Below are 16488 nucleotides of genomic sequence, written 5' to 3' on the forward strand. Positions count from 1 at the left end.
CGGGACTTCCTTGGCGTTACTGCGGACTGCGCGGCGCGGGGGCGCCGGTGGGGGCATTGCGTTGGACCAGGGTTTCGAGCGACGCGCGGCTGCTGGGCAGGTCGGCGGCGCGCGCCACGTCCTGGCCCAGGAACTCGACGATCTCCGGCCAGCGCTCCAGGGCTTCGTCCACGGTGGGATCGTTGCCACGCTGGTAGGCGCCGATGGCGATCAGGTCGCGGTTGCTGTTGTAGGCGGACAGCAGGCGCTTGAGCTTGCGGATGCGGTCGCGCCAGGTTTCGTCGGCGATCTCGGTCACCACGCGGCTGACCGAGGATTCCACGTCGATGGCCGGGTACAGGCCACTGTCGGCCACGCGGCGCGACAACAGGATGTGGCCGTCGAGAATGGCGCGCGCGGCGTCGGCGATCGGATCCTGCGGATCGTCGCCTTCGGTCAGCACGGTGTAGAACGCGGTGATGGAACCGCGCCCGGCCGAGCCGTTGCCCGCACGTTCGACCAGCGCGGGCAGGCGGGCGAAGACGGACGGCGGGTAGCCGCGCGTGGTCGGCGGTTCGCCCACCGACAGGCCGATCTCGCGCTGCGCCTGCGCAAAGCGGGTCAGCGAATCCATCAGCAGCAGCACGTTGAGGCCCTGGTCGCGGAACCATTCGGCGATCGCGGTGGCGCGGTAGGCGCCCTGCAGGCGCGCCAATGGCGGACGGTCGGCCGGGCTGGCGACGACCACGGCGCGCGCCAGGCCTACCGGGCCAAGCGTGCTTTCGACGAAGTCGCGCACTTCGCGGCCGCGTTCGCCGATCAGGCCGACGACGATCACGTCGGCGGCGGTGTAACGGGTCATCATGCCCAGCAGCGTGGATTTGCCGACGCCGGAACCGGCGAACAGGCCCACGCGCTGGCCGCGGCCGATCGGCAGCAATGCGTTGATGGCACGTACGCCGACATCGAGCGGTTGCGTGATGGGCTCGCGCGAAAGGGGATTGATGGCGGCGCCGGACAGGCTGACGGTGCCTTCGGCGCGGATCGGGCCGCGGCCGTCCAGCGGCACGCCGTCGCTGTCGATCACGCGCCCCAGCAGGCCTTCGCCGACTTCCACGCCACCGCGCCGGCGCGACGGCACCACGCGCGCGTTGGGCAGCAGGCCATGCAGTTCGGCGCTGGGCATCAGGTAGGTACGTTCACCGGCGAAGCCGACCACTTCGGCATCCACCCAGCCGCCGTCGGCGACTTCCACCTTGCAGGTGGCACCCATCGGCGCTTCGCAGCCGATGGCTTCCAGGGTCAGACCGACCGCACGGCGCAGGATGCCTTCGCGGATCAGGCCGCGCCCGCCCAGGTCGGGACTGATCTGCGACAGGCGCGCGGACAGGCGCAGGTCGCGCGCGGTTAGCCATTCGAGAGGCTGCGCGCTCATGCACGGGTACCGCGGTTGAGGACGGTTTCCAGCGCACCGCGCAGGCGTGCTTCCAGCGTGCCGTCGATGCGGACGCTTTCGGCATGCACGCGCAGGTCGCCGCGGGTTAGGCTGGTGTCGGCGGTCAGCCGCGTGGCCGGCATCAGCGACAGCACCGGCGTCAGCGCGGCGATGTCGTCCGGATGCAGGCGCAGTTCGACTTCACGGTTGGCGCCGCCGACGGCGTCGAGTGCTTCGCTGGCCAGTTCCTGCAGCAGCATCGGGTCGGCCTGGTAGGCACGGCCGACCAGCGCGCCGGCGATGCGCACGGCCAGCTCGGACAGGGCGCCGACCACTTCGTTTTCCAACCGGTCCAGCGGGCGCGAGAAGTTGTCCAGGATCCCTTCCATCTGCGCGGCGAGGCGGCGCACTTCGGTCTGCCCCTGCGCGAAGCCTTCCGCATGGCCTTCGGCCAGGCCGCGTTCCAGGCCCTCGCGGTAGGCGGCGTCCTGGATGGCCTGGATCTCCTCCAGGCTGGGCGGGCGGGGCGGCGGCGGTGCTTCCTGTTCGGGCGCGTCCTGGCGAAGCACCACGTCGAGGGGCGGCGCCATCCAGCGGATCGTGGAGGGGGCGGTCATACCATCTCCTCGCTGCTGGCCACCAGCGAGATGACGCCCTGGTCAGCCAGGCGGCGCACGATGGCGAGGATTTCCTTCTGCGCGCCTTCCACGTCGGACAGGCGCACGGGGCCGCGCGCTTCCATGTCTTCCAGCAGGATCTGCGCGGCGCGCTGCGACATGTTGCGGGTGATCTTTTCCTTCACCTTGGCATCGGCGCCGCGCAGCGCCAGGCCCAGGCGATCGTTGGGGACTTCGCGCAGCAGCGCCTGCAGTTCGCGGTCGCCCAGGTCGGCCAGGTTGTCGAACACGAACATCAAGTCCTGGATGCGCGAGCCGAGGTCGGCGTCGACCTGGGTGATGCTGCTCAGGATGGCCTGGTCCTGGCCGGAATCCATGAAGTTGAGGATGTTCGCGGCCACCTTGACGCCGCCGATGCTGGACGACTTGAGGTTCTGGTTGCCGGCGAACTGGCGTTCCATGATCTCGTTGAGTTCGTTCAGCGCGTTCGGCGGAATGCCGTCCAGCGTGGCGATGCGCAGCAGCACGTCAGTGCGTGCGCGTTCGGGCAGCATCTTCAGCACGTCGGCGGCCTGGTCGCTGTCCAGGTGCGAAAGCACGATGGCGATGATCTGCGGGTGTTCGTTGCGCACCAGGTCGGCGATGGCGCGCGGGTCCATCCACTTCAGCGTGTCCAGGCCGGTGGTGTTGCGGCCCAGCAGGATGCGGTCGATCAGGCTGCCGGCCTTGTCTTCGCCCAGGGCCTGCACCAGCACCTTGCGCACGTAGTCGTCGGCGCCCATGCCCAGCGAGGTCTGCTTGTCCAGCGCTTCGCCGAAGGTGGAAATGACCTGCATCACCTGCTCGCGGCTGACGCCGGAGATGGTGGCCATGGCGATGCCGAGCTTCTGCACCTCCTTGGCGTTCATGTGCTTGAGCACTTCCGCCGCGTCTTCCTCGCCCAGCGAGAGCAGCAGCACGGCGGCCTTCTGCACGCCGTTGAGGGTGGCTTCACCGTTATTCATCGCTGGCCACCCAGTCCTTCACGACCTGCGCCACCTGCTTGGAATCGGCCTTCACCGCTTCCCGTGCCTGGCGCAGCCGGTCCTCGTAGGCGTCTGACGCGAGCGCACGCAGCGGCGGTGCTTCGTCCTGCTGCAGTGCGGCCACCAGGCGCGGACCGTCCTCGTCGTCATCCACCAGCGAGACGTTGACCGCGTCGTCGGATGGCTTCTTCAGCGCCTTGGGCTGGATGATCTGGCGCATGGCCGGGCGCAGCACGCCGAACAGCAGCAGGATGACCACCAGGGCGCCGACGCCGTAGCGGGCGATGTCGCGCAGCATGGGGTTGTGCAGCCACGGGCTTTCCCAGAACGGCACGTCCTCGGGCTTGTCGACTTCGCGCACGAAGGGCGCATTCATCACCGACACCGAGTCGCCGCGCGCAGCATCGAAGCCGACGGCTTCCTTCACCAGGGCTTCGATGCGGGTCAGCGTGGCGGCGTCCAATGCCGTCATGACGACCTTGCCGTTCTCGCCGGTGCGCGGCACGTGGTCGACCAGCACGGCGGCGGTGACGCGGCGCACGCGGCCGGCCGGCTGACGCGTGTGCTGCAGCGTGCGGTCCATCTCGAAGTTGCGGGTGGCGCTGCTGGCGGTCTCCACCGGGGCGGCGGGGTTGGGCGCAGCCGCGGCGTTCGGGCCGGGCGGCGTGTTGCTGGTGGCGCCGGGGACGCCTTCGGGGCCGGTGCCCGCAACGGTGTTCTGGCTGACCTGTTCGCTGCGGATCTTGGCCGGGTCGTTGGCGAAGGTTTCGCGGGCTTCCTCGGTGACCGAGAAGTCCATGTCCACCGCGACTTCCGCATTGATGCGGCCGGGGCCGGTGAGCGGCTCCAGCAGTTCGCGGATGCGGTCGTTGAAGGAGGTTTCCAGCTTGCGCACGCGCTCGAACTGGGCGGCGTTGAGCGCGGCTTCGCTGTTCGGGTCGCTGATGGTCAGCATGCGGCCGCTCTGGTCGACCACGGTGACGCGTTCGGGCGCCAGGTCGGGGATGCTGGACGAGACCAGGTGCACGATGGCATCCACCTGGTTGCGCTCCAGCAGGGCGCCGGAACGCAGGTCCAGCACCACCGACGCGCTGGCGACTTCGCGCTGGCGGGTGAAGGCGGACGGCTTGGGAATGGCCAGGTGCACGCGGGCGTCGCGCACCGGGCGCAGGGTGGTGATGGTGCGGACCAGTTCGGTTTCCAGCGCGTGCTGGTAGCGTGCGTTCTCGACGAACTGGCTGACGCCGAAGCCCGGGTCGCGCTCCATCATCTCGAAGCCCAGGCGGCCGCTTTCGGCCAGCCCGGCGCCGGCCAGCTTCAGGCGGGCGTCGTGCAGGTTCTCTTCCGGCACGGAGATGGCGCCGGTACTCTGGTCCAGCTGGAACGGGATCTGCGCGGCGCGCAGCATGTCGGTGGCTTCGGCGGTGGCCTTGGCGTCCAGCCCGGTGTACAGCGGCGTGTACGCAGGCTTCTGCGACCAGAAGAACACCATCAGTCCCACCGCGACCGCGCCGGCGATCATCAGCAGCGTGCCCATCTGGCGGAACACCGGCACGTCCTGGATCCGGGAAAGCGCCGCGCCTGCCTTCTCGGCATTCAGCGATTCCTTCAGCGATTCCTTGGAGAGGGTGAGGGCCATGGCGTTGCGGTTCCTGCGCTGGCGTTGCTGGAGAAGGTGGCTGGGGAAGACAGTGGAAGGATTCGGTTACGGCGGTTTGCTTGAAAGGACGGGCGTCAGGAAGCGCGCATCAGAGAGGCATGTTCATGACGTCCTGGTAGGCCTGCACCAGCCGGTTGCGCACTTCCACGGTGGCGCGGAAGGCGACCTGCGACTGCTGCGCGGCCACCATTACCCGGGCAAGGTCCGCCCGCGGGTCACCCAGTTCGAATGCCTGCGCCAGTGCGCCGGCTTCCTTCTGCGTGTTGTTCACGCCCTGGAGCGCGTTCTGCAGGCTTTCCCCGAAGCTCGGCGCCTTGAGCGCCGGCTGCCCGAAGCCCACCGCGCCGGGCGCGAAGGCGCCGGGATCCTGCACCGGTTCCAGCGAGCGCGTGCCCATCTGGGTCTGGTAGCTGCGGATCTGCGACAGGATGGAAGAGACGGCGTCGGACATGGGCGGCGGTGTGTGGCGTCGTGGTGTCTTGTCGTGTCAGCTGCAAGACGTGTGCCGAAACCGTTTGCCGCCCCCAGTCAGTTTTCCGTCGCCAGGGCGGCGTCGTCGCGTTCGACGCCGTACTTGCGCAGCTTTTCCACCAGCGTGGTGCGGCGCAGGCCCAGCAGCTGGGCGGCATGCGCCACCACGCCGCCAGCGCGGTCCAGTGCGTCGCGGATCAGGTTCAGTTCGATCTGGGCGATGTGTTCGCGCAGGTCGATGCCTTCCTCGGGCAAGCGGTCAGCGGTCTTCGCGGCAACCGCGGCCACGGGGACCGCGGGGGCAACCGTAGCGGCCATCGGGGTCGACGCGATCGTCGCCTGGTCTTCCACGGCGGCTTCGGCGGCGGTCTCCGCCGGCAGGTTCTCGGGCTGGTAACGCTTGGGCAGGTCGTGCACGCGCACCAGCCCACCCGGGTGCAGCACCGCCAGGCGTTCGACCAGATTGGTCAGCTCGCGCACGTTGCCGGGCCACGCATAGCCGCGCAGCGCGTGCAGCGTGTCGGCGGCGAAGCGCACTTCGCCCCGGCCGGTGCGGGCCAGCTGGGCCGCGATGGTGGTGACCAGCACCGGCAGGTCGTCCGCACGCTCGCGCAGGGCGGGCATCTCGATGGGGAACACGTTCAGGCGGTAGAACAGGTCTTCGCGGAAGTGGCCGTCGGCGATGCGGTCTTCCAGGTTACGGTGGGTCGCGGCGATCACGCGTACGTTGCAGCGGATGGTCTGGTTGCCACCGACGCGCTCGAAGCTGCGCTCCTGCAGCACGCGCAGCAGCTTGACCTGCATGGGCAGGCTCATGTCGCCGATCTCGTCCAGCAACAGCGTGCCGCCCTCGGCCATTTCGAAGCGGCCCTTGCGGGCGCTCAGCGCGCCGGTGAAGGCGCCTTTCTCGTGGCCGAACAGTTCGCTTTCCAGCAGGTCCGGCGGGATGGCGCCGCAGTTGATCGCGACGAAGGGCCCATCGCGGCGCGGCGACTGGTCGTGGATGGCGCGGGCCACCACTTCCTTGCCGGTGCCGGACTCGCCCAGCACCAGCACGGTGGTGTCGAACGCGGCCACCTGGTCGATCATGCGGCGCAGGCGCGTCACCGCGGCGCTGTTGCCGGTCGGACCGCTGGCGCTGACGTTCTGTGCCTGGTGTTCGGTGTCCAGCCGCTTGAGGCTGGCGCGGCGCAGGCAGGCTTCCAGCTGCGCATGGCGGATGGGGCTCTCCAGCGACCAGACGCCCGCCTCGTGCAGGCCATGGGCGGTGGCGAACGCGGCCGTGTCGCCTTCCAGCAGCAGCACCGGCGGCGGCAGCTGCGCCTTGCCCAGCCAGGCGAAGAAGGCGTCGGCCGCGCGGGTATCTTCCAGCGTGCCCACCACCACGGCCAGCCAGTCGTGCGGACGGTGGCGACCGACATCCACGTCACCGGCTCCGGCAACCCAGCGCGGTGTCAGGTCCATGAACTCGAGCAGGCCGGCCAGGCGTTCTGCACGCGTGGTGTCGGTGTCGATGACGAGGATGCGGGATTCACTCATGGCGGCTGTCTTTGAATTTTTCGAGGATGGGCAAGACTTCCTGGATGTAGGAAAGCTTGCTGACGAAGTCGTCGGCGCCGGCGCGCATGGCGTGCTCGCGGTGTTCGGCGTCGTCGAAGTGGCTGGCGATGACCACGAACGGCGGTGCGTCCTGGGTCTTGATCAGGCGGGTGGCCTGCAGGCCGCCCATTTCCGGCATGGCCAGGTCCATCAGGACGACCTGCGGGCGCAGCGTCTCCGAGCGCTCGATGGCTTCCAGGCCGTTGCTGGCGCGGCCCACGATGTCCAGCCACTCCACCTTGCGCAGGTGGCGCATGGCGGCGTTGATGAATCCCTCGTGGTCGTCGACCAGCAATACCGTGATCTTGCTCATGTTCATCCGCTCCGTTGGTTATCCGGCCTTAGCCAAGACCGTAACGGTAGCGCGTCGGCGTTCCCGGGCGGGAGCGATATCGAGCTGTTCCCGGTACTTCGCCACAGTTCTGCGGGCGATATGGATGCCCTGGCGGGCCAGCAGGCCGGCAATGGCCTCGTCGGCCAACGGCTTGCCGGCCGGCTCGGCGTCGATCAGCCGGCGCACCATGGCGCGCACGGCGGGTCCGGACACGTTGGCGCCTTCCAGCCGCACGGCGAAGAAATGCTTCAGTTCGAAGGTGCCCCGCGGGGTCTGCATGTACTTGCCGGTGGTGATGCGCGAAATGGTGGACTCGTGCATGCCGATCTCGTCGGCGATCTCCTTCAGCGTCAGCGGCGCCATCGCTTCGTCGCCGTGGGCCAGGAAACCGGCCTGGCGCTCGACGATGGCGCGCGCGGTGCGCAGCAGGGTGTCGTAGCGGATCGACAGGCCGCGGGTCAGCCAGCGGGCTTCCTGCAGCAGTTCGCGCAGCTTGCCGGCGCCGGGCGAGGCATCGGCCTGGTCGAGCGCGCGCTCCTGCAGGGCATTGACGCGCACGCGCGGGGTGGTGGCCGGGTTCAGCGCGACCCGCCAGGCGCAGTCGGCATGCCAGGCGACCACGTCCGGCACGATGTAGCCGGACGGGGCGGGCGCCAGCGATTCGCCGGGGCGCGCCTGCAGGGAGAGGATCAGGCGCACGCCTTCCCGTACCTGCTCGTGGTCCAGGTCGAGCAGGCGGGCCAGGCCGTCGTATTCGTGCGCCGCCAGCAGCGCCAGGCCGTCGTTGACGATGCGCAGGGCGATGGCGCGGGCCGGCACGCGGCCTTCCAGGCCTTCGAGCTGCACGCGCAGGCATTCGCGCACGTCGCGGGCGGTCAGGCCCGGGAACTCGCCGTGCAGCAGGTGCAGGCGCAGGGCGAGCGCGTGTTCGGCGGTGATGCGGAACTGGGCCGAGGCGATCAGCGCCAGCGATTCCGGATCCTGTTCCAGGTAGCCGGCGTCGTCGGTGTGTTCCAGCCAGAAGGCGATGACCTGCAGGGCGGCCGCATCGAGTTCCAGCGCCAGGCGGGTCAGCACGCGGACGTGCGGATCGCTGGACTCGCCGGCTTCGACGCGCTGCATGCGGTCGTCGTCGCCTTCGTGCCAGCTGGCGCCGGGGACGTCCCACAGGTTGGATTCCGGCAGTTCGTCGAACGCGGCGGTCTCGACCACCGCGCTGTCTTCGGCGACCGCGTCCTGCGCGGCGTCGGCATCGTGGGTCTCTTCGATTTCCAGCAACGGGTTCAGGTCGAGTGCGCGACGCACTTCCATTTCCAGTTGCAGGCCGTCCAGCTGCAGCAGCCGGATGGACTGCAGCAGTTGCGGTGTCAGGTGGAGCTGTTGCCCGAGTTGGGCGGATATCCCCGTTTTCATTCCCGTGTCCCCGATTCGATGCCGTGCCGTGGTGGGCTTCACATCGTGGAAACACTTTGCGCGCGTCGCGCCAGAAAAATAATCGGGGCGTTTCTGGTTGTGATGAGGGCGCGCCCGACCTGCCGTGAGGGTTTCCCCTACAGCGCCGGGTTATCGTCGATGGGAAGTGCCCGTCAGGGCAGTGCGGTCACGGGAATCCGTCACCGGCGGGGCGTATCCACCCCGTACCTGCAAGGCTCAGGCCAATTCGTTCTGGTGGCGGGCGGCCAGCAGCAGCAGATCATTGGCGCGCCGGCACCCGAGCGATTCCATCATGCGCGCGCGGTGGGTTTCCACGGTCTTGACGCTGATGCCCAGGTTGGCGGCGATTTCCTTGCTGCTCATGCCGCCGCCCAGCTTGCGCAGGATCTGGCGCTGGCGTGGCGACAATGCGGCGATGCCGGTGGGGCGCTGGTTGCCCAGCATCGGTGCCAGCATCTTCGATGACACCTGCGGGCTGAGGAACACCTGGCCTGCCGCAGCGGCACGCAGCGCCAGCTCCAGCTCCATCGGCGCGGCTTCCTTGACCACGAAACCGGCGCAGCCCCGGTCGAGCGCCACGCGCACCTGGGTGGGGTCGTTGTGCATCGACATGATGACCACGCGCGTCTGCGGCAGCGAGTCACGCAGGATCGGCAGCACGTCCAGTCCGCTGCGGTCGGGCAATGACAGGTCCAGCAGGACCAGGTCCGGGCGATGGATGGTGGCCATGTCGATGGCCTGCTGGGCATTGCAGGCTTCGGCCACGACGTCCACGTCGGGCAGTGACTGGAGCAGTCGGCAGATGCCGGCCCGCACCAGGGTGTGGTCATCGACGATGAGTACGCGCACGGGGGAGTAAAACCAGTTGGCTGTTGCTGTTTTGGTGTCGTCACAATAGCGACGGGATGGCGATGCGCCAATTCAGAAAAAAGCCATTACGCAGGAAAGCCGACGCAAGTCACACTAATCCGTCCGCAAGGGGGATCAAAAGGGCATGTGCGGCAAATTCGGGCTGTGATGGTGTTGCACCATCCAGGGGCGTAGGGTGCCGTTCTGCGTGAAAGAAGTGTTAGCCGACTCAGTCGGGCCGGCGGGCGAGGGCCGCCTGGCGGGCTTCGGCAATCTGCCGGCGATGCATGCGGAAGAGGTGGCGTTCCATCGCCTCGGCCAGCCCCGGGCTGAGGGCGTCGAAGCGCAACCACAGGTGACGGTCGGCCTGGGCCAGGACGGTGGCGGGCAATTCGATGTGATCGCTCAGCCAGCCGACCGGTTGCAGCATGGCCACGCCCACGGTGCCTTCAGTGAAGCCGGGCGAGGTCGGCAGGTCGATGCGCAGGCCGCGATGCGACCAGCGCAGCGGGCACACGGGCAGGGCGTCTTCGCTGCGACGGGCCAGCCGGCCCAGCAGCGAGAGCACCAGGTCGAGCTTGGCTTCGAGCCGTTGCAGCGACGGCGTCGCCTCGTTGCGTTCTTCGGCGTCGTCGCCGCGCACGTCCTCGGCGATGGCCAGGCCATGCAGCAGCGCTTCGGACTGGGCCTGCAGCAGCACGCGCTCGCCGGCGACGAAGCGCACCGGCAGCACCGCCTCGCAGGTCAACGCGTCGCCGAAAAGTGCGACGTCGGCGGCATGGTCAAGCGCGGGTGCCTGTGCGTGCATGATCAGTCCTCGGCCAGGGCCAGGTAGGCGCGTGCAGCGCGGTCTGCGCGCTGCGTGGCCTGCATCTGGCGGCTTGTTTCGTCACGTGCGAGCTTCATCTGCTGCTGCAGGTCCAACTGCGCGCGCAGCAGCTTCGCCAGCGCGTCGTAGCCCGCTTCGCGGCCGCCATCGGCATGCAGGAAGGCACGCACGTCGGTGTCGTGCCGAACCAGCAGCTGTTCCACGTTGTGCAGCTGCCCGCCCTGCAGTTCGGTCTGCATCGCCTGCAGCTGCGCGAACAGATCATCCAGGGTGGGCAGGGGGTTCATCGTGCGGCGGCGGCCATGGCAGGGGCGTGGCGCTGTTCGGCCGGAATGGCGTTCCAGGCCGATTCGATCTCCGACAGCAGGTCCAGCGATTCGCGCAGGCCCGAGGCGTCGTTGTTGAGGTTCGCTTCGATCAGCCGCGACTGCACGTAGTCGTAGAGGGAGGACAGGCTGCCCGCGATCTCGCCGCCGGCCTCATGGTCCAGCGACCCGTTGAGGTGGCCGATGATGGCGCAGACCTCGCCGATGGCCTTGCCCTTGCGTGCCAGGTCGCCGCGTTCCATGCAGGCTTCCGCCAGCCGCAGGCGTTCGCAGGCGCCGGCCAGCAGCAAGGCCACCAGGCGATGCGGATCGGCTTCCATGACCGCACTGCTGAGGCCGGTGTTGCGGTACTGGGCGGCGTACGAATGCGATGACATTCCATTTTCTCCTGTGATCCCCGGGACGGGTTTGCGCCCCGGTGCGGATCCGCGGTTATCCGGTCTGGTTTGCCAAGGAGGCAAGTTGTTGGGCCAGGTAGCTGCTGGTACTGCTCATCTGCGCGACCATCGAGTCCATCGCGACGAACTGCGCCTTGTAGCGGTTGCCGACGGCCTCCATGCGCGCGTCCAGGGCGGTGCGCTGGGTGGCCACGTCCTTGATCTGCGCATTCAGGCTGCTGGTGCGCTGGGTGAACGCGCCACCGCTGCCGATGTAGCTGCCGACGGCCTTCTGCAGCTTGCCGGCGAACGCGCTGTCGCCGGTGAAGGCGGCCCGGATCTTCTCCGGGTTGCTGGTCAATGCGGTGGTGAACTTGCTGCTGTCGAACACCAGCGTGCCGTCGGAGGAGGGGTACCCCTTCGTCTGCAGGCCGAGGGTCTTGGCGTCCAGGCCCTGCGCGGCCAGTTCGCCCAGAGCGCCGCTCAGCACGTTCCTCAGCTGGCCCGCGGCGCTGCGCATCTGCGCATCGCCGGTCAGGGCGGAAGGCTCGTCGCTTTCGGCGTTGTACTTGGTGCTGGTGTTGATCGCGTTGATGGCCGCGTTGTACGCGGTCACGAAGTCCTGCATCAGCTTGCTGGCCGCGGCCGTGTCGGTGGACACGGTGACGGTGCTGGTGCCCTTGGTCTTCAGGTCCAGGGTCAGGCCGGGCACGGCGTCGGTGATCTTGTTGCCGCTGGCGGTGACGGTCAGGCCGTCGATCTTCACTTCCGCATCGGCGGCGGGGACGCGTTCCTGCAGGCTGGCGGCCAGCGCCTGCAGGTCGCTGCCGCCCGAGGCGAAGGCCAGCGAGATGCCGTTGTCGGCCCCGGTCTTGTCGGAGGAGACGGACAGGTACAGGCCGTCGTTGGACGTCAATACGCTGGCCTGCACGCCCTTGCTGCGGGCGGCATCGTTGATGGCGCTGCGGACATCCTGCAGCGAGCTGTCCTGCTTGATGTCGAGAGTGAGGGTCTCGTCGCCCACCGTCAGCGTCAATTGGCCGGCGCCGAACTTCTGGTCCGCCGCCACCGGCTGGTTGGTGATCCACTTGTTGGCGGTGGCCAGGTTGACCACTTCCACCGAATAGGTGCCATTGGGGGCGCCCGAGCCGACCGAAGCGCCCACGACCGTGTCGGTGCCGGATTTGACCGTGCGGGTGTCGAAGGCGGTGGCGGCCTTCAGCGCGTTGAGGGCCTTGTCGAGGTTGCTGAAGGCGGAACTGACCGTGCCCAGCGCGGACAACTTGAACTTGGCCTGGGATTCGATGCGGGTCAGGCGGTTCTCGGCCGGCGCGCGATCGGCGGCCACCAACTGGGAGACCATCCCGTTGATGTCCATGCCGGTGCCTATGCCACCGTAACCCATCGAATAGTCAGCCATTGCCGTCTCCTGTCAGTGCCCTTCCGCAAAAGGGTGGCCGGGCGGGCCTGGCATCCGGTACCGGATGGGGCCCGCCCATGCAGTTTCAGTAACGGCCTGCGGTGGCCGTTCTTTAGCCCGCATTTCTCCGTCTCCCACCGTGGCCATCGGTCCGGCCCCTGGTGAGAAATGCAGGCAGTCCGGGTCGATGCAGGGTTTGTGCCAGAACGGTCGCCATCGGCGCCGGGAACCATGAAAAAAACCCCCGCCGTTGCCGGCGGGGGTCGGGGTACTGCCAAACGGAGGGAGACGAATCCGTCCGTGACGACAGAGAATCAAGCGAAAGGGAGAAACATCGCGCCTCAGCGCAGCAGCGACAGCACGTTCTGCGGCACCTGGTTGGCCTGGGCCAGCATGGCCGTACCGGCCTGCTGCAGGATCTGGGTGCGGGTCAGTTCGGCGGTTTCCTTGGCGAAGTCGGTGTCGCGGATGCGGCTGCGCGAAGCGGCCAGGTTTTCCGAGCTGGTCTGCAGGTTGGCGACCACCGAGGTGAAGCGGTTCTGCACCGCACCCAGGTCGGCGCGCGCGCTGTTGACGGCCGTCAGTGCCTTGTCGACGATTTCCAGGGCCTGCTGCGCGCCCTTGAAGGTCGAGATGTCCAGGTTGCTGGCGTACTGCTTGGTCGTCGCGGTGGTGCTGGCGGCCACGTCGGCCGGGGCGGTACCACCAGTCCAGGTGCCGGTTTCCACGGCGATGCCCAGGAAGTCGCCATCCGAATCCACGCTGTCCTTGACCGAGGTCAGGTTGACGGCGCCGTTGGCACCCAGCTCGGCCAGCACGCCGGTTTCGCCGATCTTGGCATTGATCGCACCGACCAGCGCGGTGGCGGCGGCGTCACGCGTACCGGTCGCAGAGCCTTGCGCGGCGACTTCGACGGTATCGATGGTGACGGCGGTGCCGTCGGCGTTGGTCAGCTGCAGACCTTCGATCTTCAGGTCGGTCGTGCCGTTGGCCGGCGTTGCCGTGGTGAACGTGGCGGTGGCGAACATCGCACCGCCCAACGCCTGGGCCTGCGCATCGACGACCTTGTCGATGGCGATGGCCTGCGAGGCGTTGGCGCCGACCTGGAACAGCTGGCTGGTGAACGAGCCGTCCAGCAGCTTGGTGCCGTTGAAGTCGGCCTGCTTGGCGACGCGGTCGATTTCGGAGGTCAGCTGCTTGACTTCGGCGTTCAGCGCGGCGCGGTCGGACGAGGAGTTGGTGGCGTTGGCCGACTGCACCGACAGCTCACGGATGCGCTGCAGGTTGTTGCCGATTTCGGTCAGCGAACCTTCGGCGACCTGGGCCAGCGAGATGCCGTCGTTGGCGTTGCGCACGGCAACGTCCAGGCCGCGGATCTGGGTGCTGAAGCGTTCGGAGATGGCCAAACCGGCGGCGTCGTCCTTGGCGCTGTTGATGCGCAGGCCGGACGAAAGGCGCTGGATGGTGGTGGCCAGTGAAGCACCGCTGCTGCTCAGATTGCGCTGGGCGTTCAGCGAGATGGTGTTGGTATTGATGACCTGTGCCATGGAAGTTTCCTTTAGGCGGGATTACGAAGGAGAGAAGCCCGGGCCGGAAAGGGTGGCGATGGAGACCACCCGTTCCGGCGCATCACCGCGTTAGCGGAGCAGGCTGAGCACGTTCTGCGGCACCTGGTTGGCCTGGGCCAGCATGGCCGTACCGGCCTGCTGCAGGATCTGGGTGCGGGTCAGTTCGGCGGTTTCCTTGGCGAAATCGGTGTCGCGGATGCGGCTGCGCGAAGCGGCCAGGTTTTCCGAGCTGGTCTGCAGGTTGGCGACCACCGAGGTGAAGCGGTTCTGCACCGCACCCAGGTCGGCGCGCGCGCTGTTGACCGAGGTCAGGGCAGCGTCGACGATTTCCAGGGCCTTCTGCGCGCCTTCGAACGTGGTGATGTCCAGGTCCTTGGCGAACTGCGCGGTGCCGGCCGTGGCCGCCGTCGTCGCCGCGGTCAGGCCCGAGCCGGTGACGGTGCCGCCCACGACCAGGTCGGTGTCGGCCTTGACCGAGGTCAGGGTGACCTGGTCGGCGTCGACCGAGGCGTACACGCCGGTCTCGCCCAGCTTGGCGTTGATGGCAGAGGCCAGGCCCTTGGCGATGTCCTCACCGGTCGCGCCGTTCTTGTACTCGACATCGGCGATGGTCACACCGTTGATGGTCAGGTCAGCGATGCTGCCGTCGGCGGCGGCATCGGCGATGGCCGCACCCGTGACATCGGCGGCGAACTTCACGTTGCCCAGCGCAGCAGCCTGCGCATCGACGACCTTGTCGATGGCGATGGCCTGCGAGGCGTTGGCGCCGACCTGGAACAGCTGGCTGGTGAACGAGCCGTCCAGCAGCTTGGTGCCGTTGAAGTCGGCCTGCTTGGCAACGCGGTCGATTTCGGAGGTCAGCTGCTTGACTTCGGCGTTCAGCGCGGCGCGGTCGGACGAAGAGTTGGTGGCGTTGGCCGACTGCACCGACAGCTCACGGATGCGCTGCAGGTTGTTGCCGATCTCGGTCAGCGAACCTTCGGCGACCTGGGCCAGCGAGATGCCGTCGTTGGCGTTGCGCACGGCAACGTCCAGGCCACGGATCTGGGTGCTGAAGCGTTCGGAGATGGCCAGACCGGCGGCGTCGTCCTTGGCGCTGTTGATGCGCAGGCCGGACGAAAGACGCTGGATGGTGGTGGCCAGTGAAGCACCGCTGCTGCTCAGATTGCGCTGGGCGTTCAGCGAGATGGTGTTGGTATTGATGACCTGTGCCATGAGTTCTACTCCTTAGGCGTTTTCTGCACGGGGGAAAAGTTTTCCAACGATCCCCGCCGTGCGGCCGGGGATACCTGGTTCAGCGTTGCAACAAGCTCATTACGTTCTGCGGCACCTGGTTGGCCTGGGCCAGCATGGCCGTGCCGGCCTGCTGCAGGATCTGGGTGCGGGTCAGTTCGGCGGTTTCCTTGGCGAAGTCGGTGTCGCGGATGCGGCTGCGCGAGGCGGCCAGGTTTTCCGAACTGGTCTGCAGGTTGGCGACCACCGAGGTGAAGCGGTTCTGGATCGCACCGAGGTCGGCGCGCGAGCCGTTGACCGAGGTCAGGGCCTTGTCGACGATCTCCAGCGCCTGCTGGGCACCGGCGAAATCCGAGATGTCCAGGTCGGACACGAACTTCGGCACTTCGCTGGTGGCCACGGCCGTCGCCGTGTAGGTGCCGCCGGTGATGGCGACGCCGAAGGCCGCGAAGTCACCGTTGGCATCCACGCTGGTCTTGACCGAGGTCAGTTCCAGGCCGGTGCCGGCGGCATCGACGTTGGCGTAGATGCCGGTTTCGCCGAGCTTGCCGTTGATATGGGCGGCCAGCGCCTTGGCGGCGGCTTCGTTGGTGGCGGCAACCGAACCGGCGCTCTTGACGGTCAGGTCGTCGAAGGCGACGGCATTGCCGGCGCTGTCGGTCAGGGTCAGACCGGTGATGGTGATGTCCGCGGTGGCGGAGGCCGCCGCCGTGATGGCCAGCGTGCCGCTGTCGAACTGCGAACCGCCCAGGGTCAGGGCGCGGGCGTCGACCACCTTGTCGATGGCGATGGCCTGGCCGGCGTTGGCGCCCACCTGGAACAGCTGGCTGGTGAACGAGCCGTCCAGCAGCTTGGTGCCGTTGAAGTCGGCCTGCTTGGCGACGCGGTCGATTTCGGAGGTCAGCTGCTTGACTTCGGCGTTCAGCGCCGCGCGGTCAGAGCTGGAGTTGCTGGCGTTGGCCGACTGCACGGCCAGTTCGCGGATGCGCTGCAGGTTGTTGCCGATTTCGGTCAGCGAACCTTCGGCGACCTGGGCCAGCGAGATGCCGTCGTTGGCATTGCGCACGGCGACGTCCAGGCCACGGATCTGGGTGCTGAAGCGTTCGGAAATGGCCAGACCGGCGGCGTCGTCCTTCGCACTGTTGATGCGCAGGCCCGACGACAGGCGCTGGATGGTGGTGGCCAAAGAAGCGCCGCTGGTGCTCAGGTTGCGCTGAGCGTTGAGCGACATCGTGTTCGTGTTGATTACCTGTGCCATGTTCGTCTCCTCTTATTTGGATTCACGGCGTTGAAGGGAAAAGACGCTGCCTGTTTGTTTTGGTTGGGCTAGTC

At 67.8% G+C, this 16488-nt stretch carries 15 protein-coding genes and 1 pseudogene; all 16 read right to left on the reverse strand.

What is annotated here, in order from left to right; translation table 11 throughout:
* Window positions 1–16 precede the first annotated feature (16 nt).
* Complete coding sequence (gene fliI, locus OVA13_RS03505) at window positions 17–1414, reverse strand: flagellar protein export ATPase FliI (protein WP_267792428.1); 1398 nt, start codon at window positions 1412–1414, stop codon at window positions 17–19.
* Window positions 1411–1938 (reverse strand): annotated as a pseudogene (locus OVA13_RS03510) (FliH/SctL family protein); the annotation flags it as partial. The gene fliI and the pseudogene OVA13_RS03510, both read right to left, overlap by 4 nt.
* An 89-nt stretch (window positions 1939–2027) precedes the next feature.
* Entirely contained in the window at window positions 2028–3035 is a 1008-nt protein-coding gene (fliG, locus tag OVA13_RS03515) for a flagellar motor switch protein FliG (RefSeq protein ID WP_267792429.1), read from the reverse strand.
* Window positions 3028–4695: a flagellar basal-body MS-ring/collar protein FliF gene (gene fliF / locus OVA13_RS03520; RefSeq protein WP_267792430.1), complete on the reverse strand. Its 1668-nt coding sequence runs from the start codon at window positions 4693–4695 to the stop codon at window positions 3028–3030. Before fliF ends, fliG begins: the two co-directional genes overlap by 8 nt.
* Window positions 4696–4804: 109 nt before the next feature.
* A complete protein-coding gene (gene fliE, locus OVA13_RS03525) occupies window positions 4805–5167 on the reverse strand; it encodes a flagellar hook-basal body complex protein FliE (RefSeq protein WP_267792431.1) in 363 nt (120 codons plus the stop codon).
* A 77-nt stretch (window positions 5168–5244) separates the two neighbouring features.
* Complete coding sequence (locus OVA13_RS03530; RefSeq protein ID WP_267792432.1) at window positions 5245–6726, reverse strand: sigma-54 dependent transcriptional regulator; 1482 nt, start codon at window positions 6724–6726, stop codon at window positions 5245–5247.
* Window positions 6719–7099 carry a response regulator gene (locus OVA13_RS03535; protein WP_267792433.1) on the reverse strand — a complete coding sequence of 127 codons (381 nt, stop codon included), beginning with the start codon at window positions 7097–7099 and terminating at the stop codon, window positions 6719–6721. The genes OVA13_RS03530 and OVA13_RS03535 overlap by 8 nt, the downstream gene beginning before the upstream one ends.
* An 18-nt stretch (window positions 7100–7117) precedes the next feature.
* A complete protein-coding gene (gene rpoN / locus OVA13_RS03540) occupies window positions 7118–8533 on the reverse strand; it encodes an RNA polymerase factor sigma-54 (protein WP_267792434.1) in 1416 nt (471 codons plus the stop codon).
* A 237-nt stretch (window positions 8534–8770) separates the two neighbouring features.
* Window positions 8771–9403, reverse strand: coding sequence for a response regulator (locus tag OVA13_RS03545; RefSeq protein WP_267792435.1), 633 nt, complete (start codon window positions 9401–9403; stop codon window positions 8771–8773).
* 229 nt (window positions 9404–9632) lie between these two features.
* Complete coding sequence (locus OVA13_RS03550; protein WP_267792436.1) at window positions 9633–10211, reverse strand: PilZ domain-containing protein; 579 nt, start codon at window positions 10209–10211, stop codon at window positions 9633–9635.
* Between the two features lie 2 nt (window positions 10212–10213).
* Window positions 10214–10519, reverse strand: coding sequence for a hypothetical protein (locus OVA13_RS03555; protein WP_267792437.1), 306 nt, complete (start codon window positions 10517–10519; stop codon window positions 10214–10216).
* Window positions 10516–10935, reverse strand: coding sequence for a flagellar export chaperone FliS (gene fliS / locus OVA13_RS03560; RefSeq protein WP_267792438.1), 420 nt, complete (start codon window positions 10933–10935; stop codon window positions 10516–10518). Before fliS ends, OVA13_RS03555 begins: the two co-directional genes overlap by 4 nt.
* A 55-nt stretch (window positions 10936–10990) precedes the next feature.
* Window positions 10991–12355, reverse strand: a complete 1365-nt coding sequence (fliD, locus tag OVA13_RS03565; protein ID WP_267792439.1) for a flagellar filament capping protein FliD — start codon at window positions 12353–12355, stop codon at window positions 10991–10993.
* A gap of 341 nt (window positions 12356–12696) precedes the next feature.
* The gene (locus OVA13_RS03570; RefSeq protein ID WP_267792440.1) at window positions 12697–13902 is read right to left on the reverse strand and encodes a flagellin; all 1206 of its coding nucleotides are present in this window, start codon (window positions 13900–13902) and stop codon (window positions 12697–12699) included.
* A gap of 90 nt (window positions 13903–13992) precedes the next feature.
* Window positions 13993–15138, reverse strand: a complete 1146-nt coding sequence (locus tag OVA13_RS03575) for a flagellin (protein ID WP_267792441.1) — start codon at window positions 15136–15138, stop codon at window positions 13993–13995.
* A gap of 79 nt (window positions 15139–15217) precedes the next feature.
* Window positions 15218–16414: a flagellin gene (locus OVA13_RS03580; RefSeq protein ID WP_267792442.1), complete on the reverse strand. Its 1197-nt coding sequence runs from the start codon at window positions 16412–16414 to the stop codon at window positions 15218–15220.
* Window positions 16415–16488: the final 74 nt, after the last annotated feature.

It is taken from the genome of Pseudoxanthomonas sp. SL93 (assembly GCF_026625825.1).
Lineage (GTDB): Bacteria > Pseudomonadota > Gammaproteobacteria > Xanthomonadales > Xanthomonadaceae > Pseudoxanthomonas_A.

What these genes read in the sequence shown, in the direction of transcription:
- OVA13_RS03570 (WP_267792440.1), bottom strand. Translation starts at nt 13,902, where the DNA reads ATGGCACAGGTCATCAATACCAACACCATCTCGCTGAACGCCCAGCGC.
- fliE (WP_267792431.1), bottom strand. Translation starts at nt 5,167, where the DNA reads ATGTCCGACGCCGTCTCTTCCATCCTGTCGCAGATCCGCAGCTACCAG.
- fliI (WP_267792428.1), bottom strand. Translation starts at nt 1,414, where the DNA reads ATGAGCGCGCAGCCTCTCGAATGGCTAACCGCGCGCGACCTGCGCCTG.
- OVA13_RS03575 (WP_267792441.1), bottom strand. Translation starts at nt 15,138, where the DNA reads ATGGCACAGGTCATCAATACCAACACCATCTCGCTGAACGCCCAGCGC.
- OVA13_RS03550 (WP_267792436.1), bottom strand. Translation starts at nt 10,211, where the DNA reads ATGCACGCACAGGCACCCGCGCTTGACCATGCCGCCGACGTCGCACTT.
- fliF (WP_267792430.1), bottom strand. Translation starts at nt 4,695, where the DNA reads ATGGCCCTCACCCTCTCCAAGGAATCGCTGAAGGAATCGCTGAATGCC.
- fliD (WP_267792439.1), bottom strand. Translation starts at nt 12,355, where the DNA reads ATGGCTGACTATTCGATGGGTTACGGTGGCATAGGCACCGGCATGGAC.
- OVA13_RS03530 (WP_267792432.1), bottom strand. Translation starts at nt 6,726, where the DNA reads ATGAGTGAATCCCGCATCCTCGTCATCGACACCGACACCACGCGTGCA.
- OVA13_RS03555 (WP_267792437.1), bottom strand. Translation starts at nt 10,519, where the DNA reads ATGAACCCCCTGCCCACCCTGGATGATCTGTTCGCGCAGCTGCAGGCG.
- OVA13_RS03535 (WP_267792433.1), bottom strand. Translation starts at nt 7,099, where the DNA reads ATGAGCAAGATCACGGTATTGCTGGTCGACGACCACGAGGGATTCATC.
- fliS (WP_267792438.1), bottom strand. Translation starts at nt 10,935, where the DNA reads ATGTCATCGCATTCGTACGCCGCCCAGTACCGCAACACCGGCCTCAGC.
- rpoN (WP_267792434.1), bottom strand. Translation starts at nt 8,533, where the DNA reads ATGAAAACGGGGATATCCGCCCAACTCGGGCAACAGCTCCACCTGACA.
- fliG (WP_267792429.1), bottom strand. Translation starts at nt 3,035, where the DNA reads ATGAATAACGGTGAAGCCACCCTCAACGGCGTGCAGAAGGCCGCCGTG.
- OVA13_RS03580 (WP_267792442.1), bottom strand. Translation starts at nt 16,414, where the DNA reads ATGGCACAGGTAATCAACACGAACACGATGTCGCTCAACGCTCAGCGC.